The organism is Rhizobium sp. KNZ14-9A, from assembly GCF_056755015.1.
On the sequence record NZ_JBPGXB010000004.1, the window covers coordinates 2,400,814 to 2,418,127 of the forward strand.

Annotated in this window: 13 protein-coding genes and 2 pseudogenes; 4 read left to right on the plus strand and 11 right to left on the minus strand. The window is 59.2% G+C overall.

Annotated elements, in window-relative coordinates; translation table 11 throughout:
• Positions 1 to 162 precede the first annotated feature (162 nt).
• The gene (locus tag ACR9ZQ_RS41510) at positions 163 to 1,566 is read right to left on the minus strand and encodes an aminotransferase (protein WP_481430900.1); all 1,404 of its coding nucleotides are present in this window, start codon (positions 1,564 to 1,566) and stop codon (positions 163 to 165) included.
• A 16-nt stretch (positions 1,567 to 1,582) separates the two neighbouring features.
• Positions 1,583 to 3,061: an NAD-dependent succinate-semialdehyde dehydrogenase gene (locus tag ACR9ZQ_RS41515; RefSeq protein ID WP_310380995.1), complete on the minus strand. Its 1,479-nt coding sequence runs from the start codon at positions 3,059 to 3,061 to the stop codon at positions 1,583 to 1,585.
• A gap of 121 nt (positions 3,062 to 3,182) precedes the next feature.
• On the opposite strand from ACR9ZQ_RS41515, the gene ACR9ZQ_RS41520 reads away from it, so the two are divergent.
• Positions 3,183 to 3,650, plus strand: a complete 468-nt coding sequence (locus ACR9ZQ_RS41520; protein WP_310380998.1) for an Lrp/AsnC family transcriptional regulator — start codon at positions 3,183 to 3,185, stop codon at positions 3,648 to 3,650.
• Between the two features lie 246 nt (positions 3,651 to 3,896).
• A pseudogene (locus tag ACR9ZQ_RS41525) lies at positions 3,897 to 4,429 on the plus strand (P-loop NTPase family protein).
• Positions 4,430 to 4,757: 328 nt separating this feature from the next.
• On the opposite strand, the gene ACR9ZQ_RS41530 reads toward ACR9ZQ_RS41525, so the two are convergent.
• The 7 genes from ACR9ZQ_RS41530 to ACR9ZQ_RS41560 form a co-directional block, all read right to left on the minus strand.
• The gene (locus ACR9ZQ_RS41530; RefSeq protein WP_481430901.1) at positions 4,758 to 5,960 is read right to left on the minus strand and encodes a DUF3422 domain-containing protein; all 1,203 of its coding nucleotides are present in this window, start codon (positions 5,958 to 5,960) and stop codon (positions 4,758 to 4,760) included.
• Positions 5,961 to 6,487: 527 nt separating this feature from the next.
• On the minus strand, positions 6,488 to 8,629 hold the full coding sequence (locus tag ACR9ZQ_RS41535; protein ID WP_310381003.1) for a peptidase domain-containing ABC transporter: 2,142 nt from the start codon (positions 8,627 to 8,629) through the stop codon (positions 6,488 to 6,490).
• Positions 8,630 to 8,641: 12 nt separating this feature from the next.
• Entirely contained in the window at positions 8,642 to 9,805 is a 1,164-nt protein-coding gene (locus ACR9ZQ_RS41540; protein ID WP_310381006.1) for an HlyD family secretion protein, read from the minus strand.
• A gap of 290 nt (positions 9,806 to 10,095) precedes the next feature.
• Positions 10,096 to 10,284: a hypothetical protein gene (locus ACR9ZQ_RS41545; RefSeq protein ID WP_481430902.1), complete on the minus strand. Its 189-nt coding sequence runs from the start codon at positions 10,282 to 10,284 to the stop codon at positions 10,096 to 10,098.
• A 9-nt stretch (positions 10,285 to 10,293) separates the two neighbouring features.
• Positions 10,294 to 10,989 (minus strand): hypothetical protein, encoded by a 696-nt coding sequence (locus tag ACR9ZQ_RS41550; protein ID WP_481430903.1) that lies wholly within the window; start codon positions 10,987 to 10,989, stop codon positions 10,294 to 10,296.
• A gap of 68 nt (positions 10,990 to 11,057) precedes the next feature.
• The gene (locus ACR9ZQ_RS41555; protein ID WP_310381016.1) at positions 11,058 to 12,890 is read right to left on the minus strand and encodes an alpha/beta hydrolase family protein; all 1,833 of its coding nucleotides are present in this window, start codon (positions 12,888 to 12,890) and stop codon (positions 11,058 to 11,060) included.
• Positions 12,891 to 13,001: 111 nt separating this feature from the next.
• A complete protein-coding gene (locus ACR9ZQ_RS41560; RefSeq protein ID WP_310381018.1) occupies positions 13,002 to 13,241 on the minus strand; it encodes a hypothetical protein in 240 nt (79 codons plus the stop codon).
• Positions 13,242 to 13,663: 422 nt separating this feature from the next.
• Between ACR9ZQ_RS41560 and ACR9ZQ_RS41565 the strand changes: the two genes are divergently transcribed.
• Entirely contained in the window at positions 13,664 to 14,398 is a 735-nt protein-coding gene (locus tag ACR9ZQ_RS41565; RefSeq protein WP_481430904.1) for a DUF2270 domain-containing protein, read from the plus strand.
• A gap of 411 nt (positions 14,399 to 14,809) precedes the next feature.
• On the opposite strand, the gene aptA is transcribed toward ACR9ZQ_RS41565, so the two are convergent.
• Positions 14,810 to 16,144, minus strand: coding sequence for an omega-aminotransferase AptA (gene aptA / locus ACR9ZQ_RS41570; RefSeq protein WP_481430905.1), 1,335 nt, complete (start codon positions 16,142 to 16,144; stop codon positions 14,810 to 14,812).
• A 142-nt stretch (positions 16,145 to 16,286) separates the two neighbouring features.
• Here aptA and ACR9ZQ_RS41575 point away from each other — a divergent pair, with 142 nt between their 5' ends.
• Complete coding sequence (locus ACR9ZQ_RS41575; RefSeq protein WP_481430906.1) at positions 16,287 to 16,835, plus strand: cupin domain-containing protein; 549 nt, start codon at positions 16,287 to 16,289, stop codon at positions 16,833 to 16,835.
• Here the strand turns inward: ACR9ZQ_RS41575 and ACR9ZQ_RS41580 are convergent.
• Positions 16,832 to 17,309, minus strand: a pseudogene (locus tag ACR9ZQ_RS41580) (pyrroline-5-carboxylate reductase); the annotation flags it as partial. The gene ACR9ZQ_RS41575 and the pseudogene ACR9ZQ_RS41580 sit on opposite strands and share 4 nt — an antisense overlap.
• Positions 17,310 to 17,314 lie beyond the last annotated feature (5 nt).

Here is a 17,314-nt window from a genome sequence, read left to right on the forward strand (position 1 = left end):
GAGGACGACTATTTCATGACATTATGCACGCTTCGTTTCAAAAGATGAAGCGTTATGCAGCCAGAGCCGTGATTGCATCAGGAATAATCACGATCGCCGCGATTTTGCTCGGCAGGCGGCAGTGCCGAGCAAGCCTTGTCCCGTGTGGCGGCCATGCTTGCATCAGATCCTCTCGCCAGCCTGGACCAATTCGTCCATGACTGAGCGTACAGCGGATTCGGCGATGACAATGATCTCGTCGACCTCTTCCTTCGTCGTGACGAGGGGCGGCGCAAAACCCAGAATATCGCCATGCGGCATGGCACGGGCAATCAGTCCACGACTGCGCGCGGCCTTCGAGATACGTGCACCGACAGCAAGGCTGAGCGCAAAGCGCGTCTTCTTTTCGCGATCCGCCACAAATTCGATGGCGCCCATCAAACCGACGCCTCGCACTTCACCGACGATCGGAAGCTGAGCGAACTTTTCCTTCAGCTGCGCTTGGAAATAGGTGCCGACCGTGCGTGCATTGCCCGGCAGATCCTCCTTCTCGACGATGTCGAGAACGGCGTTGGCTGCTGCAGCGCCAATCGGGTGGCCGGAATAGGTGTAGCCATGTGAGAACGCGCCGACGCGGTCGGCCCCTTCTTCCATCACCTTGTAGACCTTTTCGCCGACGATTGCGCCCGATAGCGGGAAGTAGGCCGAGGTGAGGCCCTTGGCGACCGTAATTAGGTCAGGTTCGATGCCGTAGTGCTGCGATCCGAACATCGAGCCGGTGCGACCGAAACCGGTGATGACTTCGTCGGCGATGAGCAGGATGTCGTATTTCTTGAGGACCTTTTGCACTTCGTCCCAATAGCCTTGCGGCGGTGGGGTGATGCCGCCGGTGCCAAGTACGGGCTCGGCGATGAAGGCCCCAATGGTGTCGGGGTCTTCGCGCAGGATCAGGGCTTCAAGTTCGTCGGCGCGGCGCTTGGAAAATTCGAGTTCCGTTTCGCCTGCTTCCGCGCCCCAATAATGATGCGGCGCGCCGGTGTGAAGAATACCCCCACGCGGCAGGTCCATATGGTCATGGTAAAAACTCATGCCCGTCATGGAACCGGAGACGACGCTGCAACCATGATAACCCCGTTCACGGGAGACGATCTTCTTCTTGTTCGGCGTGCCCCGCAGGTTGCTGTAGTACCAGACGAGCTTGGCCTGGGTTTCGTTGGCGTCGGAACCCGACATGCCGTAGAAAACCTTGCTCATCCTACCAGGTGCCATTTTCACCAGACGATCGGAGAGGATCGCGAGTTCGTCCGTCGTGTGGGCGGCATAGCTATGGTAATAAGCGAGGCGATAGGCTTGGCGCGAGATGGCCTCGGCGACCTCGGTGCGCCCGTAGCCCACATTGACGCAGTAAAGACCGGCGAAGCCGTCGATCAGCTGCTTTCCCTGTGCATCCTGGATGCGGATGCCCTTGCCGGTTTCGACGATTGTCGGGTCGCCCAATTTCCCGCTGGCGAAATCTTTGATCTGCGTAAAGGGATGCAGGACCGAATTGCGGTCCATTTCGGCGATCTGATCGAGGTTGGCGGTCATGGCAGCACAGATCCTTTCATGCGGCGAGGTTGCCGAAGCAGACATATTTTGTTTCGAGATATTCCAGGACGCCGTGGCGGGAGCCTTCGCGACCAAGGCCGGATTGCTTCCATCCACCGAAGGGGATGGGCGCGCCGGTGAATTTCGAGGTGTTGACGGCGATCATGCCGTATTCGAGCCGGTCGGTCAGGCGCATCGCGCGACCAAGATCATTGGTGTAGACGTAGGCTGCCAGCCCCATTTCGGTGGCATTGGCTCGGGCGAGGACCTCCTGTTCGTCATCGAACGGCAGGATTGCGGCAACTGGGCCGAAGGTCTCTTCGCGTGCGATCAGCATGTCATCGGTGACATCGGCAAGCACGGTCGGCGTGACAAAATTGCCGCCAAGCGGGCTGTCCTGTCCGCCGCAGACGAGACGCGCGCCAGCGGAAAGCGCCTGCGCAATCTGCTGGCGGCATTTTTCAGCGACCGAAGGGCGTGTCATCGGCCCGATATCGGTGCGGGGGTCGAGGCCGTGACCGACTTTGAGCTGCCGGGTCGCGTTGGCGAAGGCATCGACGAAGTGATCGTAATGCCCGCGCTGGACGTAAATCCTATTGGCGGCGAGACAGTCCTGCCCTGACGTGGCAAATTTTGCGCCCATACAGCCCTTTACGGCTTTGGAAAGCTCGGAGTCGCCGAACAGGATGAATGGTGCGTGGCCGCCAAGTTCCAACGAGGCCTTCTTCACCGTGGCGGCAGATTGCCTGAGCAAAATGCGCCCGACTTCAGTAGAGCCGGTAAAGGAAAATGCGCGCACATCCGTGTGTTCCAGCAGACGGCGCGCAAGCGGTGCAGCTTCGCCGGTGAGAACCTGGAATACGCCGGCGGGCATCCCGGCCTCCTGCGCGAGCTTTGCCAGAGCAAGCGCCGATAGTGGTGTTTCCGGGGCAGGCTTGACGATCATGGTGCAGCCGGCCGCGAGCGCAGCACCTGCCTTGCGGGTGATCATGGCGGAGGGAAAATTCCAAGGCGTGATCGCGACGGTGACACCAAGCGGCTGCATCTGTACCGCGAGGCGGCTGCCCGGCAGGTGGCTCGGTATCGTTTCGCCATAAGTACGCTCGCCTTCGGCGGCAAACCACTCGAGGAAATTCGCGGCATAAGAAATCTCGCCTAGCGACTCTGCCAGCGGTTTGCCCTGTTCGGCCGTCATGATGACGGCGAGGTCCTGCGCGTTGTCGCGCATCAGCTTTCCCCAGACACGAAGGATCTGACCACGTTCGACGGCAAGCTTGTCACGCCAATCGAGAAAGGCATTTTTCGCCGCGTCGACGGCAGCGTCGGCATCTTCAAGCGAGCAGGCTGCCACGTCGACGAGGTATTCGCCGCTTGCCGGATCGGTGACGCTCAGCGTCTCTTCGCGCGAAGCCCATGTGCCACTCAGAAAGGCGCGGCGCTCGATCAGATCGGGTCGTTGCAGGTTGTTCAGCGCAGCGCTGGCAATACCTTTCATACGAATCTCCAAATTGGGTTTACAAAGAGACTAACGGTAGGCCATGATCGTTTGACTGCATTGATCTGATCCACCATGCAGGAATTGTGCTCAATTTGGACTGTGCCCGCAGGATTTCTGCATGACTACTCTCGATAGAGCCGACAGAGCGCTGCTTCAGGCTGTTCAAAAGAACAATCGCCTGACCTCGGAAGAGCTGGCGCAGATCGTCAATCTCTCACCGACGGCCTGTCAGCGACGGCTGAAGCGCTTGCGTGAGGAAGGGGTGATCGAAGCGGATGTGTCGATCGTCTCGCCCAAGGCTGCCGGGCGCGGCATCACCATGATCGTGCTTGTCTCTCTAGAGCGCGAACGGGCTGACATCGTTGATCGATTCAAGGCGGCGATCCGCGCCACAAAGGAAGTGATGATCGGCTATTACGTGACGGGAGATGCCGATTTCATCCTGGTCATCACGGCGAAAGACATGGAGGACTACGAAGCCTTCACACGTCGGTTCTTCTATGAGAACCACGACATCAAAGGTTTCAAAACCATGGTGGTAATGGATCGAGTGAAAGCTGGCTTTGCTTTCCCGATAGAGGACTGATTGCTGTCGGCGCAAGGGATTGCTCTGCGACAAGATATTTTCTGTCCCAGAAACCTCATTCTCGCTAAGACCGTTGAGCTTTCGGCAAGCGGTGTCCCGGTTGCACCTTGACCAAGATGCTCTAAGCAGTTTCCAAGACTGCCGCCATGATGAGACGGTAGCTCGCGCCAACAGCGGACATTGCCACGGTATGGGGGAACAAATAATCAATTTCTGCAGCATGTTGGTCAAAGAGGTGACGGGTGGATGCCACGATATGTTTCTCTGGGGGAAGCGGCAGACCTTCTCACGAAAGTTCAGCGCGTGCTGGTTATCGGATGTTCGGGCGGAGGCAAGACGACGTTCTCTGCAAAGATTGCGGCGTTCCGCCATAAGAGCGTGATCGAAGTGAACAACGAGACATCATCGCGCAGTTGGTTCACCGCGAGCGGTGGGTCATGGATGGCAGCGGAGCGTCTTCATTCGATATCAGGCTGCCCCGAACTGAACTGATATTGTGGGTGCGAGTGCCTAGACGTACCGCGCTGCTCGGCCTGTTGAAACGTGTTTCTCGTTACTACGGTTCAGTTCGCCCAGCGATGGCCGAGGGCTGCCCTGAACCGCTGCCTGATCGAGAGTTCCTGTCCTACATCTGGAATTTCGAGAAGAAATACGCCCCTCTTTTCATCAAGCAGATTGATCAGCATGGGGCGGATCTTCCTGTAGTGGTGCTTCGCTCTCATCGCGAAATACGTGACCTTATTGAACTGGCTGCTGGGGGCGCCCACTCTGAGGCATGACCGCTTCGGGCCGACAGAAGCCTTTAGGCACATCAAACCGAAAATCTTGAGATCGTCGAAGTCGCGCTCCCGCCCGGTTTTTGCAGCCCGGATCATTTCTCTCACAATCCTTTCTGAGCAAAATCCTCAATCACTGATCGCGTCGGCTTTTTTGGATGCGGCCGAACATCGAGGCATTCGGCGAGTGATCTTGTAGCAACGCGGAGGTCGTGTTGCGCAGCGTCCTCCGGGCTTAAGGATTTCGTTCTTTTGATCGAGAGCCAGGCTTTCCGTTGTCCCGGTGGCGGCTCCGAAAAGCATTTCGCGTAGCATTGAAAACAAATCGTCTTCACGCATGCGCTGAAAGCGCGTGTTTCACGCGCAGTATGGAGATGGCAACGGCTCCAATAACGAGTGGGATCGATACGAGCATCGCCAACGGGCTGATGTGAAAGCCAGCGTGATCGGCGGTCTCGAAAGCGACCTTGAGCAGACTGAGAAGATAATAGCTGATGGCGATGATGGAAAATCCTTCCACCGCCCTCTGGATCTTGACCTGTGTCGCGGCCCGGTCTGCCATCGCCTGGATCTGGATGGCATTCTGATATTCGATCTCGACTTGTATGCGTGTCTGCAGAAGGTCGATCAGGTGCATCGTTGCGTGGGAGAGCTGATCTAGGCGCAACGCGGTCGCTTCGCAGGTTCGAACGGCAGGTCGGAAGCGCCGCGCAACGAAAACTCCAAACCGCTGGAAGCCCGCAACATGAGATTCGCGTAGCTCGCCGATGCGTTCCTCGACGATTTTTGCATAGGCGGACGTTGCGCCGAAACGATTGCGTGTTTCGGCAGCCGCCGAAATGATCTGGGCGGACAGGCTGGAGATTTCGTCGAGCAGTCTCTTATGCTCAGTGGTCGGCGTCGTCTGGTTTCGGTTCGTCAATTGCACGAGCTTCTTGTCATAATCTCCGAGCAGCGGAGCTAGCCGGCGGGCTTCGGGAAGACCGAGCAGGGCCATGGATCGATAGGTTTCGATCTCATAGATCCTCCGAACCATTCTACCGAGGCGGTAGGCATTCAGATCCTTGTTGAAAAGAAGGATGCGACTCGTCTGGTCGTCCTGGACACGAAAATCCGAACACACCTGTGCCGCCCCGCCGCCGATTAACGACGCAGCGGTATCGCGAAATCCGAGCTTTGAAAGGGTTGATCCGAGTTCCGCTGGTGTGGAGCCGAGCACCAGGATACCCACCCGGGATATGAGCCGTGGCGCGTCCATCTCTACCAGCGCCGCGATGTCATTTACCGAAAGGCTGGAAACCGGCCACGTGTCGGCTTCTGCGCTCAATTGGGTGACACGCGTGATGGTCACGAACTCGGTGTGGTGCTCTACCTGTGTTCGCGGATCGTCATTGTTGCCTCCGTCGGGTAGATAGCGACTGCCATGAAAGGCGGGGAGGGCGGATGGCATGAGCGCGATGTGTTCAACAAAGGCGGGGCCGGTAAAGTAGATGGAAGGCCGGGCATGGAGCTCGGCATTGAAATCCGACGTCATATATCTCACCGCAGGAAAGAGCCGAAACCGCTAAGAGTTCGCCTTCAACGAAAAATCATTGTTCTATCGAAGTGCAGCTTTCCAAAGCAGCCAGATCGCAGGAGGTCAACCGTCCCGGATATTGCTAATCGATTTTACTTTGGCCCGACATGAAGACGCATCTGAATAAGACCTTCCTTCATCCGTTCGCTCTGCCTGCTTTTCGCAAACGCACCCATCAGTGGAGACACACCCCGACCGCTGACCGGTCTTTGATTTTAGGCAAATAGTACTCGTGCTTCCTGCCCTTTGGACTTTACACAGCAGCTGCGATCTGTCTGGCGACAGCGAAGAACGACGCTTCATGTCGCGCAATTTGAAGTTGCTTTAGCATATCGATCTCATCTTCAATCTCTGTCACGTCACCCACGTACGCCGTGGGTTGGTCGACTGCTGGAGCAACTCAAGACTGGATAAGACTTGGGGCGCGCAAGGTCATCACCCATCGGGTCATCCAGATTGGGGTCTCACGATCGTGTTCGGACAAATCACCTTCCGCTACCATCACTGAACACGTGCTCTGTCTCAACCGACACGAGGCCGTTTTGGTCAAGATAAAGCACGCGATCGGCCGAAGCCACGGTTTCAAGGCGGTGGGCGACGATGATGCGGGTGATGCCGAGGGCCTTGACCGAGGCGTTGACGCGGGCCTCGTTGGCGACATCCATGTGCGAGGTGCCTTCGTCGAGGAAGAGCATCTTCGGTTTGCGATAAAGGGCACGCGCGAGAAGCACGCGCTGCTTTTGGCCCCCCGACAGGCTGGAACCCATGTCGCCCACCAATGTCTCATACTGCATCGGTGTCGCCATGATCTCGTCGTGAATGGCCGCGGCACTGGCGGCGGCGATGATGGCGTCCCGGTCCGGCTGCTCGTCGAAGAGGGCGATGTTGTCGGCAATCGAGCCGGCGAAGAGATTGTCGTCCTGCAGCACGGCTGCAATCTGGTTATGGAAGGATTTGTGGCCGAACTGGTTGAGCGGCATGCCGTCGATCAGCACGTCGCCGCTCATCGGTTCCAAGAGCCCGATCATCAGCTTCAAGAGCGTGGTCTTGCCCGCACCCGAGGGGCCGGTGATAGCGATATGCTCGCCGGCGCGGATCGTCAGGCCGACATCGGAAAGCACCAGTGGATCGGTCGGCGAGTAGCGGTAAGAGAGGTTCTTGAGCTCGATGGCGCCCTTGAGCTTCGTCATCGAATTCTCGGTTGAGCCGAAGCTGCGATCGTCGGGTTCGAGTGCGATATCGGACAGACGTTCCAGATGCAGGCGCAGCATGAAGAAGGCCGTTGCCTGGTCGACGAGGTTGCCGGTCTTTTCCAGGAACTGGCCCTTGTAGGCGAGATAGGCAAAGACCATGCCGACGCTGAAGCCACCCTCCATGACGAAGCCGATTGCGAGCCAGATCGTGACGATGTTTTCCAGCCCGAAGATCAGCGCATTGGCTGTGCTTTGCCAGATGCCGACGCGGGAGACGCGGATATTGGCGTTAACTGCATCCGTCAGCAGCGTCTGCCACATGCTGTGGCGCATACTTTCCCGGTTGTAGAGCCGGAAGGTCTGGATGCCGCGAATCGTCTCGATCAGCGCCGTCTGTTCCTTGCCATGGGCAATGATGCTGCCCTCCTGTGCCCGGCGTTCCAGCGAGAAGGAGACGAGGCGCACGACGAAGTAGAGGAAGAAGGCGGTGATAGCGACCAGCGCCAGCTTGGCGCTGTAGAAGAACATGATAACTAGCGTCGTCAGCGCCAACACGCCATCGACCAGTGTCGCCGCAATTCCTTCGCTCAGCAGCTTCTGGATCGGTGTCACCGACTGGAAGCGTGAGAGGATGTCCCCGACCTCGCGCTTCTGAAACCAGTCGAGCGGCAGGCGAAAGAGCTTGCGGGCAATATTGGCGGCAATGCCGAATCCGAGGGCGGAACCCGCGGCAAGGATGACAAAGGAGCGCAGGAAACTCGCAGCGGCATTGAAGACGGTGAATAGTCCGAAGCCCAGCGCCAGGACGCTGAGCAGATCGTGGTCGAGGGCCGGCAATGCAGTATCGATGCCGATCTGCAGGTAGTAGGGCAGCGCCAGCACATAGACCTGCAACACCAGGCTCAAGACCAGCACCTGCACGAAGGCGCCGGCAAGCCCGGTAATACGGCTCCAGAGCTGCGACCAGCGCAGCGTCTCGCGCTCACTCTTCTTCTCGAATGTTTCGTTGGGCCTCAGCTCCAGAGCCACGCCGGTGAAATGGCCTGACACTTCCGAGGTCTGCAGCCATTCGCTTCTTCCCGCAGGATCGTGGATCAGCACCTTGCCGGCCGAGACCTTTTCGACCACCACATAGTGGTTCATATCCCAGTGCAGGATGGCGGGAAGCGCCAGATTGGGGATCTGCTCCAGCGGCAGCTTGACGGCGCGCGGCGACAGGCCGATCCGGTCGGCGATCTTGATGAGGCTCGAGAGCGGCGCGCCGCGCAGCGAGGGCGTGAAGCGCCGGCGCATGGTCGCCAGATCGACGCTGCGTCCGTAGAAGCCGGCGATCATCGCAAGGCAGGCAAGGCCGCATTCGCTGACTTCCGTCTGGCGGATCAACCGCACGCGGGCGCTGGAGAGGAAGCCTGATTGGAGGACGGCAGTGTTCACGGGGTGCGTCTCCTAGCGGCGCTGCAAGGCGTAGAGCGGCTGGAACAGCCACTCCAGCAGCGACTGGCGGGCCGTCGCGATGCGGGCCGACAGCGTCATGCCGGGAAACAGTGCCTGCGGCTTGCCGTAAGCGAGGATATCCTGCCGTTCGAGCTCGATCTTGACGAGATAGTTGAGATTGGCGCTGCCGGCGCCGCTGCGCGACACCGGGCTTTTCGACAGGCTGCTGACATGGCCGCCGACGGTGCCGAAGCTCTGGTAGGGGAAAGCGTCGATGGCGAGCCGAACATCCTGGCCGACCTCGATGAAACCGATTGCCGCATTCGGCACGTCGAGCTGGGCATGCAGCACGGCCTGATCGGGCACGATGCTCATCAGCGCCTGCTGCGGATTGACGGCCTCGCCGATCCTGGCGGTGAGCCCCGATATGGTGCCGGGCATGGCGGCGCGGATGATATAGGCGCGCGACTGCTCGTTGGTCGCCATGCCGCGATTGACGTCTTCGCGTTGGGCCTCCAGCGATGCCATCTTCTCATTGGCGCGGGCTTTCACCTGGTCGAGCATGCGTTGCGCATCGGAAAGATCCGAGCGCCGTTCGGACAGCGTACTCTCGATGACCGACATCTGCTGGCGGCGCTCGGTCAGCGAGTCCTCGCGCAGCAGCACGTCGCGCTGGGCCACGATGCCCTTGCTGACGAGGCCGCGAATGCGCTCGACATCGGCCTCGATCGACTTGATGAGATCCTGCTGCAGGCCGATCTGGCCTTCGAGTTTGGTAATCTGCGTTTCGAAGCCGGAGATCTGCGCGGAAAACTGCGCCGTTTGGGACGCTTCGTCATTCTTCACTTCCTGCAGCTGCTCGTCGATGCTGGCATTCTGCCGCTGCAGCATCTCGGCGACTTTTTTCGAGGCGGATTCGCCGCTGACGAGATAGTCCTCGGAGCGCACGGCGATCAGTTCCTGTCCCTCGTTCACATGGTCGCCATCGGACACCATCATCTGCATGATGACGCCGGCGCGGGGCGGGATGACCACGGCAATGCCTTTGTCTGGCAGGATGACGCCCGTGGCCTGGACGATGCGCGAATAGCTCGCCATCGAGAGGAAGATCACGACGCCCGCAAGCACGACAGCCATCAGATAGCCGGTCAGATGCCAGCCCATCGGTACGGCCATGGAGACCGTTCCGGCCAGCCGCTGGGATTGTCTTTCCAGAGCTTCTCGGCGAAACAGGTTCATCTCAACGAGACAAGACCTCTGATCGGGTAGGGGCGGGGCAAGGCCGGCTGGATGCCTGTATCGACATTCACTTGAATTTCCTCCTCTGTCGTCCCTAAAGGAGCTAGGCGAAGAGGAATATTCGTCAACCTTGAGAGGAAAAATGAAGCTTTCGACGGAAGGGACGGGCTCTGCGCGATGAGAATGAGGCCGGTGACCCGGCCCCTGATCGTGTCAGCTTCTAAAGCTCAGGTCCGCCGGGCGAAAAGTTCGTACCCAACGAAGGCAGCGGAGCATGCCAGAAACACGATGATAGCCAGCGGATAGTCTACCGGCGCTGCCGGATCGCTGAGCTTCGGCAACCCGATCACCGCGGCCGCCGCAATGATGGCGGAAAGACCGATTTCGCTGATAATGATGCGTTGGAGTGCGGTCATGGCGACACCTCACACGTTACTGGTTTCGGTCCAAAGCGGCGCAAAGTCCTTTTGCTTCACCATGGAGCCGATCACGTAGCAAATCGGTTCGCCGATCAGACGAACGATCTTACCGGAAATCGATCCTTTGGCGCGACGGCCCGCCTGGAAGGCTATTTCCTCAGCACGGGCCCTTGCCAGCGGATACATGATCTGTTCTGCGAGCCGGCTGCGGCGCATCAGGTGCACGTAAGGGATAGCCCAGTAGTGATAGCCGCGAATGGTGGTTTCCGACAGGTTCGCAAAGGTGAACTCAAGATCCGCGCGCCAAAGATCGCGATCGAGTTTTCCACGTCGATAGAAATGAGTGCAGATCACGCGGCCGCTCGAGTTGCCGCTACCGGATAATCCGCCATTGTAGACGCTGTTCCCGGCACCCGCGGCAAATCCAAATCCGCTGGCTATTCCCGCCTTGCTGAGACTGCCTGTCGTCGAAAAGGTAGCGCCGGCCGCAGCCGTGCCGCCGATCATGCCGCGATCGACGTGGCCGACCCAGGAGCCGGCGCCATTGACCGCATCTATCTCAAAGTCTTCGAGGGGAAGGATATAGTAGTCGTTCGAATTTGCGTTAACGCTCTGAACGTCAGCCATAGGTGCCTCCGAGGTGAACAGAAATCCGCCGTTTCTAGCGAACGAGAGCAAGTTTAGAGCAATCAGCACGAGCATCAACCCTTCGTGACCAATGAAATTGACGCGCACTGCGTGTGTAAATCATCTGGAGGACCAATTTTTTCTTATTTCCAATACCTTGCTAGGGCCGTCCGCCAATCGAATTTTTTTGCCTTTCCGCCAATGCAACCGGCAAGAAAGAGCTCTATTGCACGGGCTCTGGCCAGTTTCGTCTGCCATTTCGTGTAGCCGTGTGCTTCGCCGGCGAAGTAGTGAGCGGTCACCGCGCGACCGGCTTTGCGCAGCGCCATTTCGTACCGCCTGGTCTGCTCCGCACCGACGATCGAATCGGCTTCGCCTGCCGTCAGCAGGAAGGCGCCCTCGGCGCGCTCGACCTGGTTGATCGGCGAGGATTCAGTGAGTGCGCGGGCATCCGCCTCATTGGCGGGGGTGCCGAAATATTGCTCTACCTGCTCGGTGAAAAGCGCCCAGCTGGCGGGGTTGTGTTCCATCTGAAAGGGCAGGTCGACGACGGGATAATCGATGATGGCTGCAGCAAACAGCCCGGGGTCGCGGCTCATGGAGAGCGCCGCGATCATGCCGCCGAAACTTTCGCCCTGAATGGCGATGCGGCCGGGCACGGTAATGCCCTTGTCGATGAGCCAGCGTGCGGCATCGGCGAGGTCATCCTGCATGGCGCGGCCGAACTGCCGGAAGCCGAGCGCCTGGAAGCGCTTTCCAAAACCGGTCGAGCCGCGATAGTTGACCGACAGTACGGCATAGCCCCTACTTGCCAGGAAGGCCCTGTCGCGGTCGAAGCCCCAATTCTCATGCCGGGCCGGGCCGCCATGGGCGGCGATGACGGCGGGCAGGGGTGTTTTAGCCTTTTCCGGCAAGGTGAGAATGGCGCTCAACTGCTCGCCATCGCGTGCGGCGATCTCTACGGGCGTGGTTGCCGTCGCGGGCAACGCCTGCGGCCCAGGCCCGAGCGTCAGAGCGGTTTTCCCAGCGAGATCGAAGAGCATGGCGCGCGGTTGCTGCGCGTCGAAAGAGACGGAGGCGGCGATGATCCTGCCATCCTTCGACGCGCCGGAAATTTCGAAATCGGCATGCCGGCCAGCGCTGGACACGAGTTCGGCGAAGGCCTCACCGCGTTTAGAGATAGGCACGAGCCGTGGAAAGCCGTTGCGGATGACGACAAGGTCGGTCGGCTCTGCGGGGTTGAAACGGATCGCATCGAGGATATCGACGGCGTCGCTGCCGGCGATTGCGGTTTCCTGCCCGGTTGAAGGATCGATGCCGACGAGGGCGATCTTGTCGCGGCCGCGGTTCGACAGTGCCTCGTAGCGCAGGCCATGCGGGTCGGCGTTCCAGATGATCAGCGTTTCCTCAGCCTTAAGCGCCGCAATCTCTTTCCAGCTGCCGTCGGCAAGCCTTGCGACATAGCGCCTGGCGCCATCCTCGCTGCGCTCGACACGCAGGCAGGGCAGCAGATCGGCATCGAGCAGCCAGCTTTCGGTGCGCCCGGAATTTTCCTCGAGCAGTTGCCGTGCCGTGCCGTCGGCGAGGGTCGTGTAAAGATCGGTGAAGACGGGGCTGCGGTCGTGCGAGATGACGGCCTGTCTTGCGCCGGGGGCGGACGGCTCCGCAATGATCTGCCAGGTCTGGAAACCCTGCGGCGTGACGTCGATGCGTCCGTTCGGACGTCTGGGATCCACCTCGAACAGCCGGTCCCCTTCCGTCAGCAGCAGCCGGTTGGCGTAGTCGCGCCAAGAGAAATGCAACAGGGGTCCGGAAAAGCTCGCAAAGGCCTTCAGCGGCTTTGCTGTGATCTCGCCGACGAAAACCGTCGGGTGTCCGCCCTTCGTGCCCCACCATGCCAGCAGTGTTCCATCAAAGCTCGACTCGTATCCCCAGCTTGCCCAGGGATCGGCGTAAAAGCGGCTGGCTGAAAGCAAACGGTCACGCTTTCTGAGGATGGAGCCAATCGGCCACTTGCGGGCGCGGACCGATCTCTGGCGGCTCTCCGCCTGACGGCGAAGAGCCTGAGTGATTTAAAAGGAATTGTCTCAGGCCGTTGCGAGCCTGTAGATGCCGTAAGCTCCGAGGCCCACCGCTCCGACGGCAAGAGCGCCGACACCGAAGGTCGATAGACCGACCCCGGCACCGATTGCCGCGGCATAACCCATAGCCCCGCCGCCGGCCAATGCGGCCGCGCCGTCAATATAGCTTCTGACAGACCCGGTAACGGAAGCGCCGCCGGAGACATGATCGATTTCGCTATGCGAAAGTTCTTTGATTCCCTTCACTTAACTCACCATTCGTTTGTTTCAGAAAGGTAGTCGAAAGCACCTCAGTGCGTGTGGAAAGCTAATGGCCGATGCCGGAGAGTCAACCTTCAAGGCTTTGTTCCCGTCCTGAGAACCGTCGCGGCGTGGCTAAAGGTGGAAACACCGAACAGCAAAACCGCTCCGCATGGTGGCGGAAGAGCGTGCCAAGCCTTTCGATCATCGTTCGCCCTCCCGGCGCTGGCCGCCCGTCGAAGTGGCTTCAGCCTCGCCGGCTGCGATTTTCTGACCCCCATCGGGCATCAGTGGAACACACTTGGATGGGGCCGGGCGGGCTGTTATTGTCGGTCTGGCCGATTTGACTAAAACGATGACTGAGATGGAGGAACACGCGCGCACTGCCGGTCGTTTTCCAGATGTACCTGCACTGGAGGACCCAAGCCGTGGAGACTCTCATAGGACAGAAACCTGCAATTCCGCTCAATAAGGACTCAGACGAGCGAATTGGCCCGCCGCTTCCGACAAGTTCCACTGAGAAGGTGAATGCGGTTATCCACTACTATCGCGGTGAGATGGGCCGGATGACAAGTTGGCGGGATCGAATTGACCGGACATCCAACTGGGCAATCACCGTCGTCGCGGCACTGTTATCGGTCTCATTGTCGACACCGACGTCTCATCATGGGGTGATCGTGTTCGGCATGCTGCTTGTATCGCTTCTTTTGCTGATCGAAGCACGACGCTATCGCTTCTTCGACGTCTACCGCAGCCGGGTGCGACAATTGGAGCGCTATTACTTCGCTCAGGTTTTAAGCCCGCAAGCCGAACTGAACGTGGATTGGGCGTGCGCAATTGCACAAAGCCTGCGCAGGCCGACATTCTTTATTTCGTATAGGCAGGCCGTGTTCCGAAGGATTTGCCGCAACTACAGTTGGATGTATCTTATCCTCGTTCTCGCATGGGCATTGAAGATATCGTCACCGAAATTGCTGCCAGACGATACAAAGGCCGAGGTCGTCAACCGTTGGAGCGACCTAGTGGCGAATGCCGCCCTCGGACCGGTAAGCGGTTGGATCGTTTTGGGTGGAGTAGCGGCTCTTTATGCAGCAGTTCTGATCGCATCGCTCTATCGTGAATCTGACGAAGGTGAGTTCGCGTTTGGTCAAGCCCATGTGTGACGGTGGAGCCAATGTACTGAGCGTGCGGTTCCTTTTTTGGGATGCGGCTGGAATGGCCAAGTTTGGAATATGATCCTTAGGTTCAATGGCAACAACAGGACATCACCCGCAAGCCCAGTTTCAGCAATCGCTGGTACCCGAAAGGGATCGAAACGGACGCCGGTCGCTGAGGCCCGAGTGGCGCGAAACCGAGATCGTCCGCTCAGTTGCCGGAAAGACGACGCAGACGATTTAGATCGGCACTCTTTTGCTTGGGGCTGTTACGAACACACCACGGTTTATCATAAGCTCGGGGCGCAGCACCTTCCTTTCCGGTCGGCGAAGATGAGGCACGAAGCCGATTACCTCATCTATGCTGAAAGCTCCGATACGCTTCTTTCTCGTTGCGCAATGTCCATGTCTTAGCTCTATTCACGCCAAGCGGTTCAGGGCATCGCCGATCTTGGATACGATCGTTTCGATTTCGCTCTTCTCGGCGATAAGCGGCGGGGAGAGGGCGATGATGTCGCCGGTGACGCGGATCAGCAGTCCCTTGTTGAAGCAATCGACGAAGACGTCATAGGCGCGTGTGCCCGGCGCGCCCTCGCGAGGCGTAAGCTCCACGGCGCCGACAAGACCAAGGTTGCGGATGTCGACAACATGGGGATGGCTCTTCAGCGAATGCAGGGCTTCCTGCCAGTGATCGGCAAGGCTGGCGGCACGGGTTAGCAACCCCTCTTCCTCGTAGATCTCCAGAGTAGCGATACCGGCGGCACAGGCGACCGGATGGCCCGAATAAGTATAGCCGTGAAACAGCTCGATGGCGTTTTCCGCACCGACCATCAGTCCGTCATAGACCTTCCGGCTGGCAAAGACCGCCCCCATCGGGATCGTGCCGTTCGTCAGCCCCTTCGCCGTCGTGATCAAATCTGGAATGACGCCAAAATAGTCTGTTGCGAACGGCGTTCCGAGCCGTCCGAAGCCGGTGATCACCTCATCGAAGATCAGGAGAATGCCGTAATTGTCGGCGATGGCGCGCAATCTTTGTAGATATCCCTTCGGCGGAAGGATAACGCCTGCGGAGCCGGACATCGGTTCGACGATGACGGCGGCGATGGTCTCGGCCCCGTGTAGCTGAACGAGGCGTTCGAGATCGTCGGCGAGCTCGGCACCATGGTCCGGCAGGCCCTTGGTGAAGGCATTGCGCTCCACGTCGAGCGTGTGGCGCATGTGGTCGGCTGGGATCTGCGGGAACATCCGGCGATTGTTGACGAGGCCGCCAACCGAAATGCCGCCGAAACCGACGCCGTGATACCCCTTTTCCCGGCCGATAATGCGGGTGCGGGTGCCCTGGCCGATCGCTCGCTGATAGGCGATCGCAATCTTCAGTGCAGTGTCGACCGATTCCGAGCCGGAACCGGTGAAGAAAATCCGGTCGAGCTTCGCGTCAGGCCCGCCGGGCGCGATTTTTGCGAGCTTGGCTGCGAAGTCGAAGGCGATCGGGTGTCCCATCTGGAAGGTGGGCGCAAAATCCATGGTCGATAGCTGGCGCTCAACGGCCTGGGAAATTTTCCTGCGGCCATGGCCGGCATTGCAGCACCAGAGGCCAGCCGTTCCATCGAGAACGCGGTTGCCGTCGACATCGGTATAGTACATGCCCTCAGCGGAAGCGAGGAGGCGGGGCGCCGCCTTGAACTGGCGGTTCGCCGTGAACGGCATCCAGAAATTATCGAGCACCGGCGCGTTCGTCTTGCTGATCTGATCCATCTTGCCCTCCTTTGGCTGTCAGAGAGACCTCCCGTATTTTCATCGATCGAACAAGTCCTTTTCTTTGTGCCCGTAACCTATTGAATATACGTGAGTGCTGACCTACAGATTTCGATATTCTGGACAACATAAACGGTGATACATGTCGTTTGATCTTGGAAACCGCCTGCGCTATGTGCGGACGGCTCGCAAGCTTTCCCAGCGTGAACTGGCGAAGCGGACCGGAGTGCCGAACTCGACGATCTCGCTGATTGAATCGAATGCCTCGAATCCGTCGGTCGGTGCGTTGAAGCGGATCCTGGATGGCATTCCCATCGGACTTGCGGAATTCTTTGCCCTGGAGCCGGAAAAGCCAAGGAAGGCATTCTATGCCGCGGACGAACTGGTCGAGATCGGCAAGGGCGGCATCTCCTTCAGGCAGGTGGGCGAGAGCATGTTCGGCCGAAGCCTGCAGATCCTCAAGGAATGCTATCAGCCCGGCGCCGACACGGGAAAGGTGCCCCTTGTGCATGAGGGGGAGGAGGGCGGCCTCGTCCTGTCGGGAAGACTCGAGGTCACAGTCGACAATGAGCGACGAATCCTAGGTCCGGGTGACGCCTATTATTTCGAGAGCCGCCGCCCGCATCGCTTTCGATGCGTTGGCCCCGCTGCCTGCGAGGTCGTCAGCGCCTGCACGCCCCCGACGTTCTAGGGACGGCCCTGGATGCGGGCAAGCACCCGGCCAAGTGCGTCATGGAGTGAAGCCTGGCCGCCTTTCGTCTGGAAGTCCGTAAGGACCTGTTCGTTCAGTCCGCCCTTGGTGGCGAACTCGCGGCTCAGTTCGACAACGCTCGCGTCTGGGTCCTCGTTTGCGCATCTGGCAAGCCTCTCGAACAGAGGGGCGAGATAGGAATGGGCCTTCGATTGCGCAAGTCCAACTCTGCAAGCCACGCCGTCGCGATCTCCGTCACCCCGAAATAGGTCGACATCAGCGCACTCGCTGCCGCAAGAAGATCGTACTCCTTCCTGGAGGCGCGTTGCACGGCGCTGCCAAGAGTGTCGAAAAGTGCCGCGACGGCGGTATCGGGAGGATAGATCGCCGTCACGCCGTTTCTGTCTGACGCAGGGGGATCGCCTGGACCAGATGCACATCCGCGCCGATCCAATCGAGCAGCGTCTGCCGCTCGATTC

Coding starts and splice junctions, on each gene's coding strand:
- aptA (WP_481430905.1), bottom strand. CDS start 16,144: ATGGATCAGATCAGCAAGACGAACGCGCCGGTGCTCGATAATTTCTGG.
- ACR9ZQ_RS41530 (WP_481430901.1), bottom strand. CDS start 5,960: ATGACGTCGGATTTCAATGCCGAGCTCCATGCCCGGCCTTCCATCTAC.
- ACR9ZQ_RS41540 (WP_310381006.1), bottom strand. CDS start 9,805: ATGGCCGTACCGATGGGCTGGCATCTGACCGGCTATCTGATGGCTGTC.
- ACR9ZQ_RS41520 (WP_310380998.1), top strand. CDS start 3,183: ATGACTACTCTCGATAGAGCCGACAGAGCGCTGCTTCAGGCTGTTCAA.
- ACR9ZQ_RS41510 (WP_481430900.1), bottom strand. CDS start 1,566: ATGACCGCCAACCTCGATCAGATCGCCGAAATGGACCGCAATTCGGTC.
- ACR9ZQ_RS41575 (WP_481430906.1), top strand. CDS start 16,287: ATGTCGTTTGATCTTGGAAACCGCCTGCGCTATGTGCGGACGGCTCGC.
- ACR9ZQ_RS41545 (WP_481430902.1), bottom strand. CDS start 10,284: ATGACCGCACTCCAACGCATCATTATCAGCGAAATCGGTCTTTCCGCC.
- ACR9ZQ_RS41515 (WP_310380995.1), bottom strand. CDS start 3,061: ATGAAAGGTATTGCCAGCGCTGCGCTGAACAACCTGCAACGACCCGAT.
- ACR9ZQ_RS41550 (WP_481430903.1), bottom strand. CDS start 10,989: ATGCTCGTGCTGATTGCTCTAAACTTGCTCTCGTTCGCTAGAAACGGC.